This window comes from Arthrobacter sp. 2RAF22 (assembly GCF_052115325.1).
Classification (GTDB): Bacteria; Actinomycetota; Actinomycetes; order Actinomycetales; family Micrococcaceae; genus Arthrobacter.
Window position 1 is genome coordinate 145910 of the sequence record NZ_JBFRGL010000018.1, and the last position, 24572, is coordinate 170481.

The window sequence follows — 24572 nt, forward strand, 5'->3', positions numbered from 1 at the left end:
GGAGTTAGTGCGGAAAGTTGATTATTATCCCGGCGCGGCTTGACGGCTTGGTAGTTACACGCGTGTAATTAGATATCGAACGCCGCTGCGGGAGTATCGGGTACATAACCGAGTACCGAATGAGCACGGCAGCAGCTGCACACATCAGGAGGGACGCCATGGGGCAAGCGTTGCGTATCCAGGAAGATGCAGTCGTCGCGGAATATGCGTCGGTGAAGTACCGGTCGCGTGAAGTTCCGGGGGATTGGTATGTTGACCCGGCAGATCCGCAGGCGGCGGACCGCTACATAGAGACCACTCGGGAGTCGCTGGAAGACGAGGCAACAGCCTTTCTTGCTGCCCACGAGGCTCTTGTGGGAGGCACGCCGGCAGATCCGGAGGATGATCTCGACGATCCTCCGATGGAGCTGCGCCGTCCGCTCGACAACCCGGCCCAGCCGGTGTGGATCGGGCTTCCGCGCCAGGGGGACTTCGACGACGAAGGCGAACTCGGCTGGCAGACGGACGCCTTGTGCGCCCAGACGGACCCGGAGGCGTTCTTCCCTGAGAAGGGCGGCTCCACGCGGGATGCCAAAAAGGTTTGCGGTGCGTGCAATGTCCGTTCGCAGTGCCTTGAATACGCACTCGCCAATGATGAACGTTTTGGTATCTGGGGCGGGCTCTCCGAGCGTGAACGCCGCAGGCTGAGGAAGCGAGCGGTCTGATTCTCAAGGCAGTACACGTTACCGCCGTCGTCGTCTCGCACGATGGCGGTAACTATCTCCCCAGAACCCTGGCGGCTCTGCTGGACCAGACGCGTCCGGCAGATGCCGCCATTGGCATTGATACGGGCTCCCGCGACAAGTCCGCCGCGTTGCTGCAGCGGGCTCTCGGCAAGGCCAATGTCACCGGCACCGGCGAACACAAAACAGGTTTCGGTGCGGCCGTCATGGCCGGCCTGGCCCGCTCGGCGCCACCTTCGCGGGAGCCGGGAGCCGTGGAATGGATCTGGTTGTTGCACGACGACGCCGCTCCCGCCCCGGATGCACTCGCCGAACTGCTTCAGGCAGTCGAGCGAGCCCCTTCCGTCACAGTGGCCGGTTGCAAGCAGTTGTCCTGGAACGCGGAACGCAGGCTCGTCGACGCCGGCCTGTCCACGAGCCGCTGGGCCGAACGGCTGACGCTCATAGAAGCCGACGAACTCGACCAGGGCCAATACGACGGGCGCACGGACACTTTCGCGGTGAATTCCGCCGGCATGCTGATCCGCCGCGACGCCTGGGAGCAATTGGGCGGCTTCGACCCCGCGCTTCCCGGAGTGGGAGACGACGTCGATTTCTGTTGGCGCAACTGGCTGGCGGGCAACAGGGTCGTGGTGGTTCCGGCGGCGCGCATGTTCCACGTGGAGAACCGTCCCCACAGCCTGGCGACACCTGCGGCCGCACGCAAGAGCCAAGTCCATTTGAGGCTCACCCACGCTTCGCCGTGGAAGGTTCCGCTGCACGCGCTCGGCGCGTTGCTCGGGAGCATGGTCAGGCTCGTCTTAAGCATCCTGGTCAAAGAACCGGGTCACGGAATTTCCCAGCTTGGCGCGACCGTTGCGGCGCTCGGCCGTCCCGGGGCGATTTGGCGTTCGCGGCGAAACGCCGCCCGGACGCGACGCGTACCGCGGTCAATGGTCAAGGGCCTGCAGACACCGCGGCGCGAGGTTTGGGCCCATCGACGCTCCCTCGTCGAGGCGATTGGCGCAGACGAATTCCAGGAGACCGACTCCCTGGCTCCGGAACCGAGCGGTGACGCAGGTGACGATTTTGTGGCCCTAGCAACGAATGAGCGGGGTTGGATCGGGACGGGCGCGGTGGCCGCCGCGTTTGTTGCACTGGCTGCCTCCATCGTGGGGCTGCTGGGGCTCCTGGGTGCAAACGGCGTGACGGGCGGCGGCCTCTTGCCGTTGTCCGCCGCAGGCGACATCTGGCGGTCGGCATCCACGTGGTGGATTGGCTTGGGCGCGGGTTTGCCCGGACACGGGGATCCGTTCGCCTACATCCTGTGGCTTGTGTCATTGCTCGGCGGAAGCGATTCCAGCACGGCGATCGTGTGGCTGTTGTTGTTGGCGATGCCACTGTCAGGATTGGGCGCCTGGTTTGCCGCGGGCGCGATGACCAGCTTGCGCCGCTACCGCTTCATGGCGGCGCTGATCTGGGCCGCAGCCCCGGCCCTTCAAGTCGCCGTGAACCAAGGACGGGCCGGCGCCCTCTTGGCCCACGTAGTGATGCCCTTGTTGGTGCTGGCACTCTTCCGGGCCACCGGATCGGCCCTGGGGCGCGGGACTACGCTGGACCAGGTCCAGCAGTCCGGCCGCGCCGCAACCAGGCCGTTGCCGGGCAAGCCGGGCGTCAACGGCACTCCGTCGTGGACTGCTGCTGCCGCGGCCGGCTTGGCGCTGGCCGTGGTGACTGCCTCTGCGCCATCCCTGCTTCCTCCCTTTGCTGTCCTCATTGTTTTTTGCGGCATCGCCTTGGGGCGGCGGGGCCGGACCATTTGGTGGTCGCTGCTTCCAAGCGCCGCGCTCTTTGCGCCGTACGTCCTCTCGGCGCTTGAACGGCCCCGCACCATGCTGGCCGATCCTGGCGTCCCGTTGGGATTCGAAGCCGCACCGTTGTGGCAGCAACTGCTTGGCCAACCCTTGAAATTCGACGTCAACGGCGGATTGGCCGGCTTGGCATTATTCGGCCCGTCGGGTATTCCGTGGGCGCTGGCGCTTGCCCTGCTGATCGGCGCGCCGGTCCTGCTCCTCTCCATCGCCGCACTCTTTGTCCCCGGAGGCCGGTCCCGCGTCACGCGTTTCCTCTGGGCCGGAGCCCTTGTGCTCCTCGCCTGGGCATGGCTCGCCGGACACGTCGCAACCGGAGTCGACGGCAACCTGCTCGTCGCGCCATTCACGGGTCCGGCAGTTTCCGCGGCCGGGTTCGCGTTCCTGGGAGCGGCGCTGATCGGCGCCGATAACCTCCTCCACCTGAAGGCCAAGGCGGAAGACGGCCGCCCGGTCCAGCGCGCGGCAGTGCGCATCGTCTCCGCTGTAGCGACGCTTCTCCTCATTGCCGGACCCCTGGCAAGCATGGGCCTCTGGGCAACCCAGAATGTCCTGGCCGGCCCAGACAGCCCGCCCTCGGCTAGCGGCGCGCTGGGCACGCCGCGACTGGTCCAGCCCGCAGGTCCCGGCACGTTGCCGGCCACCGCCGTCGACCACGGCCAAGGGCCGGAACAGACCCGCACGCTGGTCATCACCGCCGGTGAGAACGGTGGCTACACGGCATCCCTCATGCGCGGAGCCGGAACTACTTTGGACTCGCTCTCGACTGTCGCTGCCGGACGTTCCATTGTGGGATCACCCGGGCAGGAACGCCTCGTGGCCGACGACGACGCTACCGCGTCCATCCGGAACGCCGTAGCCACGATTGTCGCGGGAACAGGGGTTGACCCGCGGCCCGCACTTGAGCAGCTTGGCGCAGGATTCGTGGTTCTGAAGTCAGCCGACACCGCCGCACCGTTGACGGCCAACCGGATCGATTCCGTGCCCGGCCTGGTGGCTGTGGGCAAAACCGATTCCGGGTGGCTGTGGCGGGTCACGCCGCTCAACCAGGCCGCCGCGGCCGACGCCGAAACGGCACACCGTGTCAGGGTGGTGGACGCAAAAGGTGCCGTCGTTGCGCTCTTGCCTTCTGTTGGATCCTCTGCCACCGGCAACATCCCGGCGGGCGGGGACGGACGCCTGGTGGTGCTCGCTGAGCGGGCAGATGCCGGTTGGAGCGCTTGGTTGGATGGCCGCCAACTGAGCCCGACGACGTCCGGATGGGCCCAAGCATTCACCTTGCCGTCCGCGGGCGGCCAGATCGAGATCCGCTACACCACCGTGTGGGAGCCTTGGCTCAGCATTTTGCAGGCCGTGGTGATTGGATTGACCGTCCTTCTGGCCATCCCCATGCCTGCCCGCAGGCCGAAAGCCGGCCTCCTGAAGGAACAAAACTCCCTCCGTAAGGAGTACAGCAGTGTCTGACAACCAAGGACCGGCAGCCGAGCCCGGAGCGGGGTCGAGGAAGCGCGGCCAGCGCAAAGCCCACAACCAGAGCAAAGGCCAGAACAAGAACAAGGCCGTTGTGTTGGGAGCGCTTTCCGCGACGTTGCTCCTTGCTGCAGGGGCCGGGATGGTGTCGGCAGCCTCGATCCTGCCGTCGCCGTCGGGAAGCAAAACGCTGGACATGACCCTCGCGGATGTCCCGGCGGGCAGGACAGCCGCAGTGTGTCCGGCACCTCCCCGTCTCGCCGAGGGAACGAGCGCGGGCACCGACAGCCAGTTCAGCCCTGTTTCGCGGTCGGCAAAGAGCTTCCTGGACGCGGTGGTGCTCAGCGACGCCGCAGGATCCGTTCCCGGGAGCAACCTCGCCTCGCTCGGTGGTTCTGCAATCGCCGACATTGCCAAGCCCCCCGCCGCCGCCCCAGCCCCTGCGTCCGGGCCGCCCGTGCTGAACGCCGGCGTCGTGGCCCAGCGGCCTGCGGGCGACGTCACCGTGGTGGGCGCCGATCCCATCAGCGGCCAGAAGGCCGCGGTAGCGGGCCTGATGAGCTACACCGCGAGCGACGGCGACCTCCGCGGACTGGCGGCAGCACCCTGCCAGCAGCCGGTCAATGATGCATGGCTCCTTGGAGCGAACACTGCACTCGGGCGAACGGCGGTCTTGAACATCAGCAATGCCTCGGGCACCCCGGCTACCGTCAATCTCGAGCTGTTCGGCGCCCACGGGCAGATCCAAGCCCCGGACAGCCGAGGCTTGCTGGTTTCGCCGGGAGCTACCCGGTCCATCAATTTGGCCGGACTGGCCCCGAACGAGGGTCAGCTCTCGGTGCATTTGCGCAGCAGCGGCGGCCCGGTCGCGGCAACCATCCAGCAAAGCGTCCTCCGGGGCCTCACCGCCGGTGGCGTCGAGGTCATCACTCCTGGTGCCGGCGCCGCCGATTCCCAGGTCATGACCGGGGTGGACGTCCAGGACCCGGCCGCCGTGAAGTCACTCGCGGACAAGCCCGGTTTTGCCGACGTCGTTCCGGCCCTGCAGATCACCGTTCCCGGTCCTGTGGACGCCGTCGTGGACGTGCGCTTGTACGGGCCGAACGGCCAGCGCGCTTTGCCCGGCGGGGGAGCCGTGACCGCGAAGGCGGGTTCGGTCACCGAAGTGCCGCTCGCGGGCGTCCCGGCCGGTATGTATACCGTCAGCGCTAGCTCGGATGTTTCCTTCGCAGCTTCCTCCCGCGTAACGCGGGGGCTCAAGGCGGAGGACCCCGTTGACTTCGCCTGGTCTCCGGCTGCGGTCCGTTTGGGCAGCCAGCATGTGATGGCGGTACCCCAAGGCGGGACCCGTTTCCTCAGCTTCGGTGTGCCGACGGGACGGGCCACTGTCAGTTACACGCCGGTCACCTCGGACGGCAAGGTACACAAGGCGCAAACGGTCGACATCGCCGGAGGGACCACGGCGGTCATCGGCGTTCCGGACAAGTCCGACGGCGCGGCGGTTTCGGGCTACATCGTGTCGGCGGCAGGGGATGCGGCCTACGGCGCGCTCGTCCTCGGCCAGGGCGATCAACCAGGCGTTTCGGTCCTGACCATCCAGGATGGCGCTGCGGGCCACGAAAAAGTGCAGGTCACGCTCGGTTACTGATACCGGCGGCGGTACACGGGGTCCAGGGTCTCCGGCGGCACTCCGAGCATCTCGGCGGTGTACTCGACGACGATGTCGTGCACCAGGTCCTGGAGGTCCTCGCGGCCGCCGGTGGTGTGCTCGACGACGCGCCGATAGATGGTGATGACGGGACCCGCGCCGCGGGCTGCCGGGGTGTACGAGCCCAGCGGTGCCGCGGTGCCTTGTGCCACCAGTTCCTCAAGGTTCGGCGGGATCTCGTCCACCGCGAACGCGACGCCGTCGAGCCGTTTGCCCCACATATCCTGCAGCCGTTCAGCGGAATCGAGCACGAGGTCGTCGAACCTTTCGGCGCGCGTCCGGTAGCCGGGAAGGTTGGGAAGGATGATTTCGCCGCGCAAGCCCCGCCCGTGGCGGTTCCTGCGGCGCTCCCTGAAGCCGCGTGCGGACGTGCCCGCCGTCGTCGTTTCCTGGCTGTCCCCGGTGTCGGACAAATGGACTGTGAAGCCCGGAACGTGGTGCTGTGACTGCATATATCGACTCTAGACCCGTGATTCCGCCAACGCGACATAATGCGCGCAAAGGGGCAATGCACCGCGCCGCGGGGAAGTGCGGCTAATCTGGGATGTTGTGGGTGCAATTCGTCAGTGTTCCAGATCAGCTTGCCGCCAATCCGCGGTGGCTACTTTGACGTACGTCTATGCCGAGTCCACGGCGGTGCTTGGTCCGTTGGCCACATATGCCGAGCCGCATTCCTACGATCTGTGTGCGCAGCATGCCGAGTCGCTGACCGTACCGAGGGGCTGGGAAGTCATGCGGCTCGCCATGCCGTCCTCACCGCCCCAGCCGGGGCCGGACGATCTCCTTGCCCTGGCGAATGCTGTGCGGGAAGCCGCATCGGCGCCTGCCGCGCCGGAACAGCGCACAGTCCGGGCCCCCTTTGACGGACCGGCCCCCGTGGAGGGAACAAGGCGCCACCTGCGCATCCTGCGCGATCCGTCCTGAACCCGGACGACAGCAACCACGCGTCCATTGCCTCCGTGTACCGCCGCGTGTGTCGCCCAATGTGTCGCGGCTCCCTGAGCGACAAGCATTGTGACACCGTGTGCAGCGCCGCTGGGTTGTACTCTGGAAGCTGCCATATCTGTCCAAAGCGGCGTCCGCGAGATGCCATCCAGGGAGCTTCAACCATGCCAAAGGTCAGTCCTGAATTGTTGTCCATCCTGCGGTGCCCTGTCACCGGGTCCCCGCTGGAGCAGGACGGCGAGGAACTTGTCTCGACGGCCGCGTCCGCCTCGGGTGAGAAGCTCCGCTATGCAATCCAGGACGGAATCCCCTTGCTCCTGCCCCCGGAGCTGCTGGCCGCCGCCAACGCCGCGGCCTCAGACCAGCACGACGCAGGCCGGCACGACGCCTGAGCCCCCCTGACTCGACCATTCGGTACTTCCAAAGGACTTCCATGACTTTCGACTACAAGGTTGCAGACATCTCCCTGGCCGAAGCCGGGCGCCACCAGATTCGCCTGGCAGAGCACGAAATGCCGGGCCTCATGTCGCTGCGCGCCGAGTTCGGTCCAAGCCAGCCGCTCAAGGGGGCGCGTATTGCCGGGTCCCTGCACATGACCGTGCAGACCGCGGTGCTCATCGAGACGCTGACGGCCCTCGGCGCGGAGGTGCGGTGGGCCTCGTGCAACATCTTTTCCACCCAGGACGAGGCAGCGGCCGCCGTTGTCGTCGGCAAGGGAACTGTCGAGGATCCCCGGGGTGTTCCCGTGTTCGCCTGGAAGGGCGAGACCCTCGACGAATACTGGTGGACCGCCGAGCAGATCCTCACCTGGCCGGGCGCGGACGCCAACCCTGAGCTTGGGCCCAACATGATCCTCGACGACGGCGGAGACGCCACGCTGCTGGTCCACAAAGGCGTCGAATTCGAAGCAGCCGGCGCGGTGCCGACCGCCACGGAGAGTGATCCCGAAGAGTATGCGCTGGTCCTCGACGTGCTGCGGAAGAGCCTTGCCGCCGACCCGAAGAAGTGGACCCGCATCGCCGCCGGGATCCGTGGCGTGAGCGAAGAAACCACCACGGGCGTGCACCGGCTCTACCAGCTCGCCGAACAGGGCAAGCTGCTGTTCCCGGCCATCAACGTCAACGACTCGGTGACCAAGAGCAAATTCGATAACAAGTACGGCATCCGCCACTCCCTGCCGGACGGCCTCAACCGCGCCACGGATGTCCTGATGGGCGGAAAGGTCGCCGTCGTCTGCGGCTATGGCGACGTCGGCAAGGGCGCCGCAGAGGCGCTCCGCGGCCAGGGTTCGCGCGTGATCGTGACGGAGATCGACCCCATCTGCGCGCTCCAGGCAGCAATGGACGGGTACCAGGTGGCCAAGCTGGATTCCGTGTTGGAACAGGGCGACATCTTCATCACGACTACGGGCAACAAGGACGTCATCATGGCCTCCGACATGCTCCGCATGAAGAACAAGGCGATCGTGGGCAACATCGGCCACTTCGACAACGAGATCGACATGGCCGGACTGGCAAAGGTCCCCGGCGTGCACAAGGTGGAAATCAAGCCGCAGGTCCACGAGTGGGTGTTCGCCGCAGCCGACGGCCGCGAGGAGCGTTCGATCATCGTGCTTTCCGAAGGCCGCCTCCTGAACCTGGGCAACGCCACGGGCCACCCCTCGTTCGTTATGAGCAACTCCTTCGCGAACCAGACGATCGCCCAGATCGAGCTGTGGACCAAGAGGGACCAGCCCGAGGCCGAGCGCGAATACTCGAACCAGGTCTATGTCCTGCCCAAGATCCTCGATGAGAAGGTTGCCCGCCTGCACCTGGATGCTTTGGGCGTGGAACTGACCGAGCTCAGCAAGGAACAGGCGGAATACCTGGACCTTGACGTTGCCGGGCCGTACAAGCCGGAACACTACCGGTACTAAGAACACTGGCTGGGGGCACGCCGGAAGGCGGGCTCCCAGCCAATATCAAGCCGCGCCCCTTAGGATGCGGCTGTGGGGCGTGAGTTTTATTGGGGGGCGTGAGTTTTGGAGAAAAAAGGAATGGGCCTTAATCCCGACGGCGAGCAAGCGGACACTTTCGAGCAAGTGGACGCTGCGAGGCTCTTCGACACCGAGCAGGACGGCGGCAGCGCCCGGCACTTGGATGCTGGGCACTTGGACACTGGGCACATGGATGCTGGGCCGACGAAGCGAAGCAGGTTCCGCAAGGTCGCCTGGATCGTGGTTGTCTGCCTCATTGCCGCGCTCAGCGGCACGTTCGCCGCAGTGGCCCCGCATGCGGCGAGTGCGGCAATCGAGTCCGAGGGATCATCAGGTGAACGCAGCGAGGCAGCGGCGGTGCTGCCCGTCGTGAAGCCTGCCACGGTGGTTGCCTCGCCTGCGAGCGGAGCCAAACAGGTGAACCCGGCTGCGCCCGTCACTATCAGCGTCAAGGACGGAACCCTGGACAGGGTCTCCCTGACGAGCGCCCAAGGGAAGACCGTTGATGGTGCGTTGACCCCGGATGGACTGAGCTGGACGGCATCCACTCCGCTCGAATTCAACTCCTCCTACACCTTCAATTACACCGTTGCCGATGCGGCCGGTCGCGCAACGTCGAAGACCGGATCCTTCACGACGGTCTCCACGCAGAACGAGGCCGACGCCGCCATGTACCCCCTGGACGGGGCGAAGGTGGGCGTGGCGCAGCCGCTCCAGCTCACGTTCAGCGAACCGGTCGTCAACAAGGCCGCTGTCGAGAAGGCCATCAAGGTCACCTCCACGTCGGGCCAGGTGGGGGCCTTCCACTGGTTCAGCGACACCATGGTGCGCTACCGTCCGGAGAACTTCTGGGCAGCGAACAGCACCGTCACCGTGGATCTCAAGCTGTTCGGGGTGGACTTCGGCAACGGCCAGATCGGCAACTTCAACAAGACGAACACCTTCAAGATCGGCGACAAGAAAGTGGCGGTGGCCGACGCGGTTGCCCACACGTTCACGGTCAGTATCAACGACCAGCAAGTGGGCCAGTGGCCGGACACCATGGGCGACACCAGGTTCCCTTCCGCGCGCGGCTACTTGGTCCTTATGGAGAAGTACCGGGTGGAGCACATGGACGCCTCCACCATCGGCCTTAAGCCGGGGGATCCGGCCTACTACGGACAGCTTGACGTCAACTACGCGACGCGCCTGACGCCCAGCGGCGAGTTCATCCACCAGGCCACCGACTCGGCCTTGCCGTACATCGGCGTCACGAACCTCTCCCACGGCTGCATCGGATTGGGACCTGACGGCGCGAAATGGGTGTTCGACAACATGACGACCGGAGACGTCGTCCAAGTGGTCAATACCCAGGGTGACTACGCCAACTACGACGACGGCTTTGGCGACTGGAACATCCCGTGGGCCCAATACGCCAACTGACCCAATACGCCGACTGACCCAGTACGCCGACTGATAGGGCGCGCCTGAGCGCACTGCCCCGGACGCATCGGAACCCCCGGTAGACTTGGCGGGTCAGTCTTGGGGGCTGGGTTTCTGCCGGGGGATGTGGAGTTGCACTGTGGCGTCGCAAAGGAAAAGCAAGACCGGGAAGATTCTCGGAATCATGGGGATATGTGCCGGCGTTGCGGTCGGAGGAATCGGTGTTGCAACCGCCCCGAACTGGCTGCAAACGGCGGTCGAATCAGAAGCGGGATCTCCGCAACGCACGGATGCGGGGTTGGCGTCCGCTGTCGTCAAGGCAGTGGAACTGGGAATCACGCCCCTTGACGGCGCCCGCGAAGTGAATCCCGCCGTCGGGCCTTCCGTGAAGGCGGTACACGGCACGTTGAAGGACGTTGAACTCGTCCCGGCCAAGGGCGGAAAGGCCATCACGGGAAGCATCAGTTCCGATGGCAGCACCTGGTCCACGCTGGATCCCTTGGCGTTCAACACCGAGTACCGTTATGGCTTCACTGTTGTTGACGGCGCGGGCCGGGAAACCCGGAAGACGCAATCCTTCAGCACAGTATCCACGCCCAACGAGGCCAATGCCTTGGTGTTCCCCAACGACGGTTCCGTCATGGGTTCGGGGCAACCCATCGAAATCAACTTCAGCGAGCCTGTGGCGGATAAAGCCGCCATGGAACAGGCCGTGAAGATCGGCGTTTCCTCTGGCCAGGAAGTGGCCTGGCGCTGGTACTCGGACCGCAAAGTGCGGATCCGCCCGGAGACCTTCTGGGCGGCCAACACGAGCGTCACAGTGGACATGCCTTTGTTCGGCAAGGATTTCGGCAACGGAATGATCGGCAACTCCAATGTCAAGGCAGTGTTCACGACCGGTCCGCAGCGGATAGCGGTAGTGGACGACGCCACCAAGACCATGAAGGTGTATTTCGACGGCGCACTCGTCAAGACAGCTCCCGTCACCCTTGGCAGCCCGGACTGGCTCTCGCCCACCGGATACGCCGTGATCATGGAGCAGGAACGCCACTCCAAATTCAACGCCGGCAGCATCGGACTCAAACCCGGTGACAAGGGCTACTACGCACCGCTCGTCGTCGAGCACGCCAACCGGCTCACGAACTCAGGGGTCTACGTTCACCAAGCGCTTCCATCGGCTTACGGGGCCGTCGGCGCATACAACGTCTCGCACGGCTGCGTTGGCCTGCTCCCGGCCGATGCCGCGTGGTTCTTCAACAACATGCGTACGGGGGATGTGGTGCAGGTACTGAACACCGGAGCCCCCGCGGTGGAACCGCTTGAAGGCTTCGGGGACTGGAACATCGCCTGGGCCGGCTACGCGAAGCGCTAAGCCCTGCCGGGACGTGGAGGCAGTTGTGCCCGACGGCGTTGCGCACCGTGCTAGCGCGTGAACGGGAGCCTGTTGAGCCGGTCGCCCATAACGGCGCTGCGTTGTTCAGCGCGGCGCAGCCGTTCCAGGTCCCGGTTTCGCCGCTCGCCCAACACTGCGTTCAGGTAGCCTTCCGGCGTCGTTCCGGGCGGCGGAGGTGGAGCGACGTAAGCCGCCAGCTCGCTTGCGAGGGCCGCGGCCAGGCGGGCGCGTGAGTCCGGAGCCATCCGCCAGGCCTGCTGGATGAACTGTGAGGCCCGCCTCGCCGTCCCGTCGGGAACCCTGCCGATATCGGCGAGCGCCACCCAAGCCTGCAGGTGCGGAGGCGCGAAGGGGAGGATTTTGGGTTCGGCAGGAACGCGCTGCCTGAGCGCATAGGTTCCTGCCACGACGTCCCCGAGCCTCTTCGACTTGTCATTGAACAGTGCCACGGCAATGGCCAATCCGCCGAACGTCGCGTAGATCTCCAGGAACCCGATCAAGCCGCGGATCACCGCGTGCCGGAAACGGATGGATCCGCCGTCGTCGCGCACGATCCTGAGCCCGGTAGCCAGCTTGCCCAGAGAACGGCCACGGCTCAGCGTTTCCACCGCCACGGGGACCACGACGAGGCACAGCACCCCACTGGACAAAACCATCGCGTTGCCCGCGGCCACGTCCACATCAGGTGCCGCCATACCGATCAGGAACAACAGGCCCACCAGCAACACGACGTGAACCAGGACATCGAGCATGAGCCCAAGGGCCCTCGCCCCGAACGATGCCGGCCGCAGTTCAAGGACTACGGCCTCGCCGGTAATGATAGAACTCAAGCCCGCCCCCAAGCATTGCCACGACCTCCGCAGGACCGGACGGCTCCCGCTGGATCGAGTCTAACCGCGGCCGCCGATGCGGAGGAGGGCTTTGCGTGGATGTGGGACTGTTTGGGGAGGGTGGGGATTAGGGTAGAGCCGTGGACATGGATGCCTTCTCCGTGGTGAACGGGACCAAATGGGCCCGCTTGCACGAGCTCGCGCACAAACGACGCCTGGACGGCGGCGAAGCCGACGAGCTGCTGCGTTTGTACCAAGTGGCGTCATCACACCTGTCCCTCATCCGGTCCGTGGCCCCGGAGAGCGCACTCTCCGCCTCCTTGTCGGCGGCCCTCGCCCAGGCCCGCACGCGCTTCACCGGGGCACGATCGAATTTCATGGAAGACCTCGCCCGCTTTTTCGTGGTGTCCCTGCCAGCCGCGTTCTACCGATTGCGGTGGCTCACTGTCTGGTGCGGGGTTTTCTTCTGCCTTGTGGCCGGTGCCTACACGTTCTGGATCGGAACGTCCCCGGACGCCTTGAGGGCCCTCGGAAGCAGCAACGCCGTGAAGCAATACGTCGACCACGACTTCGTTGACTACTACTCCGAGAACCCTGCTGCATCCTTCGCCGGCGCGGTCTGGACCAACAATGCCTGGATAGGGGCGCAGGCCGTGGCCTTGGGCATCACCGGATTCTGGGTACCCTACATGCTGTTCGGGAATGCCCAGGGCCTGGGAGTTGCGGCTGGCGTGTTTGCCGCCACCGGCAAGATGGACGTGTTTTTCAGCTACATCCTCCCGCACGGCCTCATGGAGTTGACGGCTGTGTTCATCGCCTCCGCGGGCGGTCTCCGCATTTTCTGGGCGATGGTTTCACCGGGTCCGAGGCGCAGGATGCAGGCAGTCGCGGAAGAAGGCCGTTCCCTGATCACCGTGGCCCTGGGCCTGGTGCTTGTCCTGTTCGTTTCCGGACTCGTCGAGGCCTTCGTCACGCCGAGCCCGCTTCCCGTGTGGGCCAAGATCCTGATCGGTTCGCTCGTTCTCGCGGCATACTGGATCTATGCCTTGGTGCTGGGCGGGCGGGCATTCCGCGCCGGCGCCACGGGTGACCTGGACGCAAACGACGCCGGATACCGGGAGATTGCCGCCTGACGGCACCCGGGTCCGGCCGCAATCCGACGTCCGCCGGGGTGGCTCATCGTCTCTCCGCGAGGGCTGACGGTAGGCTCGATGGCAGAGAAGATTGCCAGCGGACCGTTCCTGCTCCGGCATGTGAATCCTACGGAAGTGAAATCCAAGTGACCGAGAAGAGCCCGATCCCCAAAGATCCGGACGCGGATATCCACGACGACGGCGACGAGCCGGCCTTCGAATGGATGAAGCCCGCGGCCAAGTCCGCAGCCACTGATGCACGTCCGGCCGGGGCCCCTGACGGAGCCCGGGACTCTTTGAGCACACGGGAGCCCGAAGAGGGCAGACCGGGAGACGGCGCCGTGGGAGCGGCAACCGCAGGCGAAGCTGCACGGCCGCCCGCGGGACGGCCCGTGGCAGGACCGTCCGTCGCAGGACCTCCCGTCGCAGGACAACAGGCGGAGAGCCGGGCAGACCGCAAAGCCGCCGAGGCTGCGGAGGCCGGACAGGAACCAGCCCTCTTCGCGGAGCCCTTGCCGACGTCGGCCCTTCAGGTCCGCCCCCCGGAAGCCGAAGTGGAACGCCGCAACCACGAGCGGGAGCAGGCCGCCAACGCCAAGCCGCTGGCCCCGCGCATTTTCCAGGTCCTGCTGGCCGTCTTCTACCCGGTGGTCCTCCTGGTGCTGGCAATCCGCGCCGTGGCGAGCCCGCTGTTCTTGTGGGTGGAGTACTACCGGCCGGGATTCCCTGGCGACGGCTACGGCTTCAACGCCGATGACCGGATGACTTATGGGTCCTACGCCCTGGACTATCTCAGCAACTGGTCCGGTCCACGCTACTTGGGCGAGCTCGTCAACCAGAACGGCGAGAAGCTGTTCAAGGAAGGCGAAGTTTCCCACATGGCCGACGTCAAGACCGTGATGCTCTCCGCATTCGGTGCCGGCGCGCTCATGATCATCATCGGCATCATCGCCATGCTCTATCTGCGCAAGCGAAGCACGGGCGGAATCCGCCGCGGAATGTTTGCCGGTTCGATCGTCACTTTGGTGCTCATCCTTGGACTGGGCACGCTTGCGGCCTTGGGCTGGCAGCAGTTCTTCACGGACTTCCACCACATTTTCTTCGCCAACGGCACCTGGACATTTGCGCTCGACGACACGCTGATCCGCTTGTTCCCGGGGCAATATTGGATGGACTCCGGGATTGCGATCGGTGCATTGGTCTTCATCACGGCCCTGCTGACACTCATCTTCACCTGGCCTACCCGCCGTCGTCGCGGACTTGCACCCAAGAACCAAGCTGCTGCGGAACACAGCGCGGATGCGGACCCGGAGGTCCGCGCGGAAGCCGGCACGCCGGAGAAGTAGCACCACCGCAACAACGAGAAAAGCGGTCCGCCTGGGAGTCTCCAATCCCAGGCGGGCCGCTTCGTTCATGCGGGGGTGTTTAGTGTGCGAGCCGTCCCGGCCTTCCGGTCAGGCCGCTCAGATCCAGGACGGCATCCACATGCGCATCCGCCAGTCCTGGTAGCTGATCACTTCCGCCGTCCACACCGGATAGAAGAACGCCGACAACAGCACGGCAAGGACCACCACAAGGCCCACCAGGTACAGGCCGGAGCGGCGCCGCCATGGAGGAGCCCCGCTCCTGCCGAGCACCAGTCCCAATCCATAGACGAGGGCCAGCACGAGGAAGGGCTCGAAGGAAAGCGCATAGAAGTAGAACATGGTGCGCTCCGGGTACATGAACCACGGCAAATACCCGGCGGCGACCCCGGCCAGGATGGCCCCTGCCCGCCAGTCGCGCCGTCCCGCCCACCAGAACAGCACCACAAAGAGCGCAATCGTGGCACCCCACCAGACCACCGGGTTGCCGACCGACAGGATCGCCGAAGTGCAGTTGGGCAGATCGCAGCCGGGAGTGCCCGGCTTGGGGGACTCATAGTAGAACGATGTGGGCCGCCCCATGACAAGCCAGGTCCACGGACTCGCCGAATACGGGTGCGGCGAGCTGAGGCCCTGATGGAAGTTGTAAGCCTGCACGTGGTAGTACGCCAGGGAGCGCAACGGCCCGGGAATCCAGCCCCACGTGGCGGAAGGATTCGTGTCGGCCCAGTGCCGGTAGTAGGCGTCGTTGGAAAGGAACCAACCGGTCCAGGTCGACAAATACACGGCAGTCGCCGCGGGAATCATGGTGAAGAACGCCGGAATGCCGTCCTTGATGATGCCTGCGCTGGGCCAGCTCCGGATGCCCGCAATGCGCCGCGCGCTCATGTCCCAAAACACCGTCATCAAGCCGAAAGCAACAACGAAGAACAGCGCCGACCACTTGGTGCCGACCGCCAAGCCGAGGCAGACACCCGCCGCCAGCCGCCACCACCGGAATCCGAGCCACGGGCCCGAGGCGAGGTGCACCGCCGTCGGACGGCCGTCCTTGGCTCCGCCCGCCAGCGCGGCAAGCCGTGCCGCCAAGCGGCGTCGTCCGTCGTCGCGGTCCATCAGCAGGGCGCCAAAGGCGGCGAGCAGCCAAAACATCAGGAAGATGTCCAGGAGCGAGGTCCGCGACATGACCAGGTGGTGGCCGTCCACGGCGAGCAACAGTCCCGCCACCGCGCCCAGGATGTGGGAACGGAACAGCTTCAGCGCGATCAAGGCGACCAGGAAGATGGAGAGCGTGCCGGTCAGAGCCGCGGAAAACCTCCAGCCGAAGGAATTGTCCGAACCAAAGAGCCACATCCCGAAGGCGATCATCCATTTCCCTACCGGGGGATGCACCACGTACTCGGGGGAGTTGAGCAGGACGTTGGGGTTGCCCGCATTGAAGGCATCGTTGGCCTTGTCCGGCCAGCTCCGCTCGTAACCGCTGACCAGGAACGAGTAGGCATCCTTGACGTAGTAGGTCTCGTCGAAGACGAGGCTATGCGGGTCACCGAGGCGGACAAAACGCAGAATCCCGCCGATCACGGCCGTGATGGCGGGGATCAGCCAGAACCACAGCCTCAACGACGGCGGATAATCCCGCCAGCTCTGGATGGTTCCAATGAGCCGCGTCCGCAGGGCCTCGGCCGTGAAAGCCTCCCGGGGCCGTATCAACCAGGTTTGCGGGGCGGGGCGCACGGAGGTATCGGTCACTCAGCCCATGCTACCTTTTGCCTCCGGTAGCTCCCTGAAGGCCGGAGGCGGAGCCAGGGCATTAGGCTTGTTGGGTGACTGAACAGCTGAGCTCCCCGGATGAAACCACCGTTCCTGATTCGGCGGAGTCCCTTGAGGCGCACGCGCTTCCTGACCTGCCCGACGGCGTAGGCCGGATAGTGCTGGCTGCCACTCCCATCGGCAACGTTGGCGATGCCTCCAGCCGGCTCGTCGAGTTGCTGCAGACGGCCGACATCGTCGCAGCGGAGGACACCCGGCGCCTGCATCGGCTCGTCCAGTCGCTCGGCATCACCGTGTCCGGCCGGGTCATCAGCTACCACGAGCACAACGAGGCCGCCAAGACCGAGGAACTGCTGGACCACGTCCGGGCCGGCAAGACCATCATCATGGTGAGCGACGCCGGAATGCCCGCAGTGTCCGACCCCGGCTTCCGCCTCGTGGAGGGAGCCGTGGCCGCCGGGCTCTTCGTCACCGCCTTCCCCGGCCCGTCCGCCGTGCTGACGGCCTTGGCGCTATCGGGGCTGCCCACCGACCGGTTCTGCTTTGAAGGATTCCTGCCCCGCAAAGCCGGAGAACGCAGCTCCCGGCTTGCGGACCTCGCCAACGAACGCCGGACGATGGTGTTCTTCGAGGCCCCGCACAGGCTTGAGCCAATGCTCCGTGCCTTGCACGAGCGTTTCGGCTCGGACCGTCGCATCGCGGTCTGCCGCGAATTGACGAAGACCTACGAGGAAGTCATTCGGGGAACCATCCGGGAATTGCTCGAGTGGGCCGAAAACAACGAGGTCCGCGGCGAGATCGCCGTCGTCGTCGCCGGCGCCCCCGAACAGGCGCCAGGCAAGCCTGAGGACCATGTTGCCGCCGTCAATGAACTCATCGCCCAGGGAATCAGGCTCAAGGAGGCGGTGGCCGCAGTGGCCGAGGACGCCCGCATCAGCAAGCGCGAGCTGTACTCTGCCGTGCTCGCGGCGCGTTAGGCCGTGCTTGCGGCGCGGTTGCTTCAGCCCCCACTCCGGGGCTGTGCAACTGCACAAACTCTTGCGCCCGCGGCAGTGCGCGAAGGCGTAGACACTGCTTCGCGGCGGGCAGTACCGTGACAGTAATTCCACAAAAATCAAGTGTTGGTGCATCCCTACAACGTGCGCTGACTGACGAAGGAGTCACTGTGACTGTTACCGCCGATCGCGAAAGCGAACTTCTCGCCTCCGTTCCCACGGGGCTGCTCATCAACGGCCAGTGGCTGCCTGCCGCGTCCGGCAAGACGTTCGACGTCGAGGATCCCTCCACCGGCAAGGTGCTCGTGAGCATCTCCGACGCCGGAGTGGAAGACGGCGCCGCGGCGATGGACGCTGCCGCAGCCGCCCAGGCTTCCTGGGCCCGTACAGCTCCGCGCGAGCGTGGCGAAATCCTGCGCCGGGCATTCGAGCTGGTCACGGCACGTGCCGAAGACTTCGCACTGCTCATGACCTTGGAAATGGGAAAGCCCTTGGCCGAAGCCCGCGGTGAAGTAGCCTATGGAGCCGAGTTCCTGCGCTGGTTCTCCGAGGAAGCCGTCCGCGTCAGCGGCCGCTACTCCGCAGCTCCGGACGGCAAGAACCGCATCCTCGTCCAGAAGAAGCCGGTTGGTCCGTGCCTCCTGATTACCCCGTGGAACTTCCCGCTGGCCATGGCCACCCGCAAGATTGCCCCCGCGGTGGCCGCCGGCTGCACCATGGTCCTCAAGCCCGCCAACCTGACCCCGCTGACCAGCCTGCTCTTCGCACAGGTCATGCAGGAAGCAGGCCTCCCCGCAGGCGTGCTCAACGTCATCCAGACCTCCACGGCCGGCGCCGTCACCGGGCCCCTGATCAAGGACGACCGCCTGCGCAAGATCTCCTTCACGGGTTCCACCGCCGTCGGACAGGCCCTCATGCGCGAAGCCGCGGACAAGGTCTTGCGCAGCTCCATGGAACTCGGCGGCAACGCCCCGTTCGTGGTCTTCGAGGACGCCGACCTGGACAGGGCTGTCGAAGGCGCCGTCGCGGCCAAGATGCGCAACATGGGCGAGGCTTGCACTGCAGCCAACCGCTTCATTGTGCATGACTCCATCGCTGACGCCTTCGCCGACAAGTTCGCTGCCAAGATCTCGGCACTGAACACCGCGCGCGGTACCGAACCGGACTCCACGGTCGGCCCGTTGATCGACGGCAAGGCCCGAAACGGGGTGCATGCACTCGTGTCCGACGCCGTTGCCAACGGAGCGGTCGCCGTCACCGGCGGTGCCCCGGTGTACGGCCCGGGCTACTTCTACCAGCCCACCGTGCTCAAGAACGTGTCCGCGGACGCGCGCATCCTGAAGGAAGAAATCTTCGGGCCCGTTGCGCCGATCATCACCTTCAAGAGCGAGGATGAGGCCATCAAACTGGCCAACAACACCGAATACGGCCTGGTGGCCTACGTCTACACCAGGGACCTGAACCGTGGACTGCGCGTCAGCGAAAAGATCGAGACCGGCATGCTCGGCCTCAACGCAGGCGTCATCTCCAACGCCGCGGCACCGTTCGGTGGCGTGAAGCAGTCAGGCCTGGGCCGTGAAGGCGGTTTCGAAGGCATCGAGGAATACCTCACCACGCAGTACGTCGGCATCGCGGATCCCTACGCCGACTAGTAGGACTTCGGCGGACCTCTCGCAACGGGGAACTGCCGTTGAGTGAAAGGCAGGGCACTGAACCTTTGGGTTCCGGTGCCCTGCCTTTGCCGTTCCATCCCAACTGATCCCCACCGCCACCCTCGCCTCGCAAGCTCGGCCAGGGAACCCTGGCGGCGTGGCCCCTCACTGTCGTTTTAGGCGCCCATAACGACAACAACTGCTAGTGAGTTGGGTCAGGGCCGCCAGCGGATGGAACTGAACAGCCTTTGCCAGGATGCTGCCGCACGGCGAGCCGCGGCGGTGGACATGCCACCCAGCCAACGGAAGGGGGTCGATAGGAGCTGGAACCACCGGGACATCAAGGATGGCGGGAACCAATCCGCACGGAAGGCCTCGAACCATGTGGCATTGCGCCGGAACGCCGCACGGACAGCCGCGATCCGGATCGGGGCCGCGTTCGCTTGCTCCGCCGCAGTGTCCGCAGGGACGCCCGCCGGGGGACCGTAACGCTGCCGTTCGAAGTCGCCCGTGAGCGAGGCTACTGCGTGCTGCCCGGCGTCGTCGTCGGCTCCCGACGGCGACGCTGCCGCCACGGGCGCGCCGAGCACAGCCGAGTTGCTCAATCGGGCCGCGAAATGCCGCGCCGTTTCGCTCGGCACCGGCGGTACACCGTAATCCGTGGCGAGGTCCTGGAGCTCAGCCCATGCCAGGACCGGACCACCCGGCCTCAGGCGCCGCGCCCGGATGCCGGAGCGGACCAGCCGCGGGGAGGCCACCAACACCGCCAAAAGGAGCGCCGCTGCGGTGACGTACAAAATGGCCGCGGAACCGGTGCCCGTGCCCGGTCCGACCCCCGGACCCGCAACGGGCGGTACAGCGGCGGTGCTCGGCGCGGGAGTCGAGGCACCCGGGGCCAGGTTTTCGTCATGCAGGTTGGTGCTCGGGCCGCCCGCTGCAACAGGGTCGCTCGCGTAGGGCGGGACCACGCCGCGGGAAGGGGTTGGTTCGAAGGCGACCCAACCGACTCCCTCGAAATAGAGCTCGGGCCAGGCATGGGCGTCGCGGGCATCCACCTGGTATTCGGGAAGGGGTTCCTGTCCCGCCACGGCAACTGTGGCCCCCGTGGCGTGGCCCGGCGCGTAGCCGACGGCGATGCGGCTCGGGATTCCCTCCAGCCGTGCCATGACGGCCATCGCGGAAGCGAAGTGCACGCAATAGCCGCTCTTCTGCTGCAGGAAATCCGCCAGCACGGACAGGCCGTTGCCGTCATAACCGCCCTGGACGGGAGCCTGCAGGGAGTAGCTGAACTGGGACGAGCGGAGATAGTTCTGGATCGCCATCGCCTTGGCATAGTTGCCGTTGGCGCCTGCCGTCACTGTCTTGGCGGTGTTCTTCACAATGTCAGGAACATTGCTTGGCAACTGGATGAAATCCTGCGAGATGGAGGTGGGCTTGGCATTGTCCTGGCTCAACGTCGCGGACGTCACGGAAGGCAGCGCCGAATATACCGTGTACTGCTGGTTCCGGGTGGTGCTGTCCTCGCCGCGGATGCTCAGTGTCTCGGGATCCCAGGACCAGCGTCCGCTCAGGCCGTTGACGGCGGTCGGGGCATAGGGGACCGGGAGATACGGGCTGGTGAACTGTCCGGTATCGACCACGGTCAATTGGCGGACCAGCTCGGCAGGGAGCGGGTAGTCGGGCGCCATCCGGCCAGGCCCGATGCGCCGGGAGGCTTCGCGGTCGTCCGGCGCCCAGGTATCGCCGTCGAACTTGTCAATGGTGACCGAACGCAAGTACACCGGGGCCGTGGAACTCGTGGCGTAGGTGATGCTGCCGTCACCGGTGGGATTCCGCAGGCTGTTGCCGAGCGTGATCATGGGATTCAGGCCGTTGGACACGCCCCAGGGATTCAGCCTCGAACCGACCGGAAACGTCCCGCGCTCAAAGCCCGGAACCGCCAACGGCAACAGCAGCCCCAGCACCAGGGCCACGCCACCGATCACCATGGACCGTTTGAGCTGCCCCGTACCGTGGGCGTTGTCGGTCTGCAGCCTCGAGTCCGGTGCGAACCACTGGCTGCAGCCCAGGATCAGGATGAATCCGACGGCGGCAGCCAGGAATCCGGGCAGGCCGCCGCCTTGCGGCTTGATGGTCGCCGGGAACACGAGGACTACCAGCAGGCCCAGTCCACTTGTCGCGGGCATGCCGAGCGGGACGGCCAAGGCGTCGATGAGGAGAGCTACCAAGCCCAGCCCCGCGCACGCAACGAAAACTATTCCGGCGTTCGGGGAGACGGGTGCCGTCTCAGATACCACCGTTTCGCCGGCCCGTTTCAGGAATTGGCCCAGCGTGTCAAGGGTCGCGCCGGAAGGAATGAAGCCCGCGATGCTTTCCGGCCGGAAGAACGTGAAGTCGAGGATGAACACCAAGGCGAGAAACCCGCCCAAAGTGGTGAGTACCGGGTGGACCCTCAAGGCACGAAGGACGGCGAGGGTCAATCCGACGACGAACACCGTGGTGATAGCGGGAACCAACCATGCCCAGCCCCTGAAAACCCCGTTGAGGGAGAGCGAGGCTCCGAGTACGGCGAAAGCGATGGCCGCCGACATTGCCCAAGGGTAGGCTCCAGGTCCCGGCTTCCGCGGGGAAAGGGGCGCCCTTCCCGGACCGCTGGACCTTCCCGGACTATTGGAGGAGGGGTCACTTGTCCCCGCCGGCTCCGGGCTCGGGGGCCGTCCCGGGGGGCCGTTCCTGGAGGTTGTGGTCATCGTGGCACCGCCGCGCCACGGCGGACGTCCATCGCTGCGGCAGCAGCTGCGAGGATCTCTCCCTGATCGAAGCCGGCCCAGGCGGCGGGAAGGTCCGTCCTCGAGCTCACGGCGACGGCACGCCATCCGCCCAGCTTGAGGGCTTCGATGACAGGCTGGACATGGCGCGGGTGGTCGGTAACAACGAGGGCAAATGCGTTGGCCCCGTAGCCGGCGGCCGGCGCCAACGCCCGGGCCTCGGAGAGCGGCATGTTGCCAAGCAGCGCGAGAACGGGGCCACGGAGGCGGTGCGCGGCCAGCTTGTCCATCAGGTGGTCGTCGAAGGGGGCCTCTGCACCCTCGACGGCGGCGGTTTCTTTACGGCCGCGCTCGCCGTGGACGTGCCGTGGACCGCTGAGCTGGATGGCGGCGAGGCTTTCGGCAATGGACTGCAGGCCTCCCAAACCACTGAATTCCTCGGTTTCGGGATACGGGGCGGAGCGGGATGAACGGAATGCGGGGTGTCCCGCGGCATCCAGGAACCGCAGCGAATAGTTGCGATCGGCGAGGTGGGTGCTGATCGACATCGCCGCCGTCACGACCCATTCGAAGTTCTCGCTGCTCACCAGTTCAAAAGCGTCGTCGTGCGCAGGGCCGAAGACCGCGGCCGGGCCGGACACGAAAGCGGAATAGCGCTGGTCCAGGATGATGGTCGCCTCTGGCGTGGTGACGGATTCCTCCTGCCGCACCATGAGCTCTCCGTGCCGCGCTGTCGCGGCCCAGTGGACGCGTCGCATGGGGTCCCCGTGCCGGTATTCGCGGGTCATCACGTCGTCGTCACTGGGGTTGGCGCGGATCCGGGTGGCCGTCACGCCGTCGTTTCCGCGCGCGCCGGCCAGGCCGGTGGCGGGGAGTTCGACGGCGGCAGGCGTCACGGTGAGGATGTCGCCGTCGTCGATCTCGTGGCGGTGCAGCGACAAGCCGAAGGGATCGCAGAACTCGGCCGTCACCGGACCGATCTTGAACTGGCCGCGCTTACCGGAGCGCAAATGGTATTCATAGCGGCTGGTGCCGCCGGAAGCGGCGCGGGCAGGAAAGCGAAAGGCCGGAGGTTCGCCGAAGCGCGGCGGCAACTGCTCCTCCATGATCACCGGCCCGGCGGCTGCACCGGTCCGTGCCACTGCCAAGCGCACCGTGGCCGTGGAAGAGGTTTCCACGGAGGAGGGATGGAATTCGCGGAACACCTGGAAGCGCGGTTTGAGGATACGGACCCCGGCAAGCGATACCAGCGGCAGCACCAACAGCAGGATCCCCAGGGCCAGCAGATCCCGCCTGCCCATGATCTGGGCAAGCAGCAAGGAACCCACGCCGCTGGCAAGCAAGCCCCACCCGCGGGTCGTGAACAGATGCTTCGGAAGTAGATCGACCAGCGCCATGCCTGCCCCCCTTCTTCGCTTCCCCTAGGCGCCGCGGCGTTCCGCGCCGGCGTCCTGGCTGACGGGGAGGGAGGCCAGGATGGCCCGGATGATGCTCTGCGGAGTGTCACCGGAACTCGCGGCCTTGCGGTCAAGGATGATGCGGTGTGCCAGAACGGACTCAGCGACGGAAATGACGTCGTCGGGAAGGACGAAATCCCTGCCGTCAAGGGCGGCCGTCGCTTTGGCCGCCCGCAGTAGTTGCAGCAGGGAACGGGGGCTGGCTCCGAGGCGCAGGCGTGCGCTGTCGCGCGTGGCCCGGCCCAAGGCAACCGTATATTCCTTGACCGATTGGGAAACGTAAACCTGCTGTACCGTGGCGATCATCGCGGCTACGTCCGCGGAAGTGACCACAGGGGTGACTTTGGCGAGGGGTGAGACAGCCTGATGCGTCTCGAGCATCTCGATCTCCGAGAGCTTGTCGGGGTAGCCCATTGAGATGCGGGCCATGAAACGGTCCCGCTGCGCCTCCGGCAACGGATACGTTCCTTCCATCTCGATGGGATTCTGCGTCGCGACAACCATGAACGGTTCGCCCAGCTGGTACGAATGGCCGTCCACTGTCACCTGGTGTTCCTCCATGCATTCGAGGAGGGCGGACTGCGTCTTCGCGGAGGCGCGATTGATTTCGTCGCCGATCACGATGTTGGCGAACACCGCACCCATCCGGAACTCGAACTGCCGCGAGGACTGGTTGTAGATGGAGACGCCCGTGACATCCGAAGGAAGCAGGTCCGGGGTGAACTGGATACGGCTGACCTTGCAATCGATGGTCCGGGCGAGGGTCTTGGCGAGCAGCGTCTTGCCAACGCCCGGCACGTCCTCCACCAACAGGTGGCCTTGGGCGAGGAGCACGGTGAGGGCAAGCGTGGCGGCCTCGGCCTTGCCGTCGATCACTTTGTTGATGGCCGCCAGGATCTTCTCGCTGGCAGCATGGAATTGCCCAGGATCCATGACGCTCGGCTTGTGCCCGTTAAGGGACTCGCGCTCAGGCGGCAAGGCAACCACGGCCTCGTCCCGTAGCAACTCTTCGTCAACGGTGCCGTGTCGCTTTGAGTCCATGGACAATCCCCTCAGCCATGACAGAAACCCCAGCCGGGCCGCGGTGCCCTGGCCGGGATATACCGCCTTTTGTACCAGAC

The 24572-nt window shown here is 65.7% G+C and carries 18 protein-coding genes; 12 read left to right on the plus strand and 6 right to left on the minus strand.

Annotated features, from left to right (window positions below):
- Positions 1-158: 158 nt before the first annotated feature.
- From AB4068_RS13870 to AB4068_RS13880, 3 genes are read left to right on the plus strand one after another with little or no spacing between them, the layout of a single operon-like run.
- Positions 159-704 (plus strand): WhiB family transcriptional regulator, encoded by a 546-nt coding sequence (locus AB4068_RS13870; protein WP_084784377.1) that lies wholly within the window; start codon positions 159-161, stop codon positions 702-704.
- Positions 704-4036, plus strand: coding sequence for a glycosyltransferase (locus AB4068_RS13875; RefSeq protein ID WP_441433689.1), 3333 nt, complete (start codon positions 704-706; stop codon positions 4034-4036). The genes AB4068_RS13870 and AB4068_RS13875 overlap by 1 nt, the downstream gene beginning before the upstream one ends.
- Positions 4029-5690, plus strand: a complete 1662-nt coding sequence (locus tag AB4068_RS13880; RefSeq protein WP_307052645.1) for a DUF5719 family protein — start codon at positions 4029-4031, stop codon at positions 5688-5690. Before AB4068_RS13875 ends, AB4068_RS13880 begins: the two co-directional genes overlap by 8 nt.
- Here the strand turns inward: AB4068_RS13880 and AB4068_RS13885 are convergent.
- Entirely contained in the window at positions 5684-6202 is a 519-nt protein-coding gene (locus AB4068_RS13885; protein WP_441433678.1) for a metallopeptidase family protein, read from the minus strand. The two genes, AB4068_RS13880 and AB4068_RS13885, sit on opposite strands and share 7 nt — an antisense overlap.
- A 97-nt stretch (positions 6203-6299) precedes the next feature.
- On the opposite strand from AB4068_RS13885, the gene AB4068_RS13890 reads away from it, so the two are divergent.
- The 5 genes from AB4068_RS13890 to AB4068_RS13910 all read left to right on the plus strand — a co-directional run bounded on the left by AB4068_RS13890 (position 6300) and on the right by AB4068_RS13910 (position 11464).
- Positions 6300-6674: a DUF3499 domain-containing protein gene (locus tag AB4068_RS13890; protein ID WP_284752499.1), complete on the plus strand. Its 375-nt coding sequence runs from the start codon at positions 6300-6302 to the stop codon at positions 6672-6674.
- 185 nt (positions 6675-6859) lie between these two features.
- Complete coding sequence (locus AB4068_RS13895) at positions 6860-7087, plus strand: Trm112 family protein (protein WP_059387950.1); 228 nt, start codon at positions 6860-6862, stop codon at positions 7085-7087.
- Between the two features lie 41 nt (positions 7088-7128).
- On the plus strand, positions 7129-8610 hold the full coding sequence (gene ahcY / locus AB4068_RS13900; RefSeq protein ID WP_307052644.1) for an adenosylhomocysteinase: 1482 nt from the start codon (positions 7129-7131) through the stop codon (positions 8608-8610).
- Between the two features lie 249 nt (positions 8611-8859).
- Positions 8860-10092, plus strand: coding sequence for a L,D-transpeptidase (locus tag AB4068_RS13905; RefSeq protein WP_284989871.1), 1233 nt, complete (start codon positions 8860-8862; stop codon positions 10090-10092).
- A 298-nt stretch (positions 10093-10390) separates the two neighbouring features.
- Positions 10391-11464, plus strand: coding sequence for an Ig-like domain-containing protein (locus tag AB4068_RS13910; RefSeq protein ID WP_441433679.1), 1074 nt, complete (start codon positions 10391-10393; stop codon positions 11462-11464).
- A gap of 50 nt (positions 11465-11514) precedes the next feature.
- Here AB4068_RS13910 and AB4068_RS13915 read toward each other — a convergent pair whose 3' ends face one another.
- Positions 11515-12315 (minus strand): RDD family protein, encoded by an 801-nt coding sequence (locus tag AB4068_RS13915; RefSeq protein WP_306961196.1) that lies wholly within the window; start codon positions 12313-12315, stop codon positions 11515-11517.
- A gap of 140 nt (positions 12316-12455) precedes the next feature.
- On the opposite strand from AB4068_RS13915, the gene AB4068_RS13920 reads away from it, so the two are divergent.
- Together AB4068_RS13920 and AB4068_RS13925 are read left to right on the plus strand one after the other, a co-directional pair.
- Positions 12456-13448 carry a stage II sporulation protein M gene (locus AB4068_RS13920; RefSeq protein ID WP_306961198.1) on the plus strand — a complete coding sequence of 331 codons (993 nt, stop codon included), beginning with the start codon at positions 12456-12458 and terminating at the stop codon, positions 13446-13448.
- A 146-nt stretch (positions 13449-13594) separates the two neighbouring features.
- On the plus strand, positions 13595-14794 hold the full coding sequence (locus AB4068_RS13925; RefSeq protein WP_307052641.1) for a TIGR01906 family membrane protein: 1200 nt from the start codon (positions 13595-13597) through the stop codon (positions 14792-14794).
- Between the two features lie 117 nt (positions 14795-14911).
- Here AB4068_RS13925 and AB4068_RS13930 read toward each other — a convergent pair whose 3' ends face one another.
- Positions 14912-16558: a dolichyl-phosphate-mannose--protein mannosyltransferase gene (locus tag AB4068_RS13930; protein WP_284989840.1), complete on the minus strand. Its 1647-nt coding sequence runs from the start codon at positions 16556-16558 to the stop codon at positions 14912-14914.
- A 155-nt stretch (positions 16559-16713) separates the two neighbouring features.
- On the opposite strand from AB4068_RS13930, the gene rsmI reads away from it, so the two are divergent.
- Both rsmI and AB4068_RS13940 read left to right on the plus strand, forming a co-directional pair.
- On the plus strand, positions 16714-17556 hold the full coding sequence (gene rsmI / locus AB4068_RS13935; RefSeq protein WP_441433690.1) for a 16S rRNA (cytidine(1402)-2'-O)-methyltransferase: 843 nt from the start codon (positions 16714-16716) through the stop codon (positions 17554-17556).
- A 188-nt stretch (positions 17557-17744) separates the two neighbouring features.
- Positions 17745-19226, plus strand: a complete 1482-nt coding sequence (locus AB4068_RS13940; RefSeq protein ID WP_441433680.1) for an NAD-dependent succinate-semialdehyde dehydrogenase — start codon at positions 17745-17747, stop codon at positions 19224-19226.
- Between the two features lie 215 nt (positions 19227-19441).
- Here the strand turns inward: AB4068_RS13940 and AB4068_RS13945 are convergent, their stop codons facing one another.
- The 3 genes from AB4068_RS13945 to AB4068_RS13955 form a co-directional block, all read right to left on the minus strand.
- A complete protein-coding gene (locus tag AB4068_RS13945) occupies positions 19442-21817 on the minus strand; it encodes a transglutaminase TgpA family protein (protein ID WP_441433681.1) in 2376 nt (791 codons plus the stop codon).
- 155 nt (positions 21818-21972) lie between these two features.
- Positions 21973-23391, minus strand: a complete 1419-nt coding sequence (locus tag AB4068_RS13950) for a DUF58 domain-containing protein (RefSeq protein ID WP_284989836.1) — start codon at positions 23389-23391, stop codon at positions 21973-21975.
- 24 nt (positions 23392-23415) lie between these two features.
- Positions 23416-24492 (minus strand): AAA family ATPase, encoded by a 1077-nt coding sequence (locus AB4068_RS13955; RefSeq protein ID WP_284989835.1) that lies wholly within the window; start codon positions 24490-24492, stop codon positions 23416-23418.
- Positions 24493-24572: the final 80 nt, after the last annotated feature.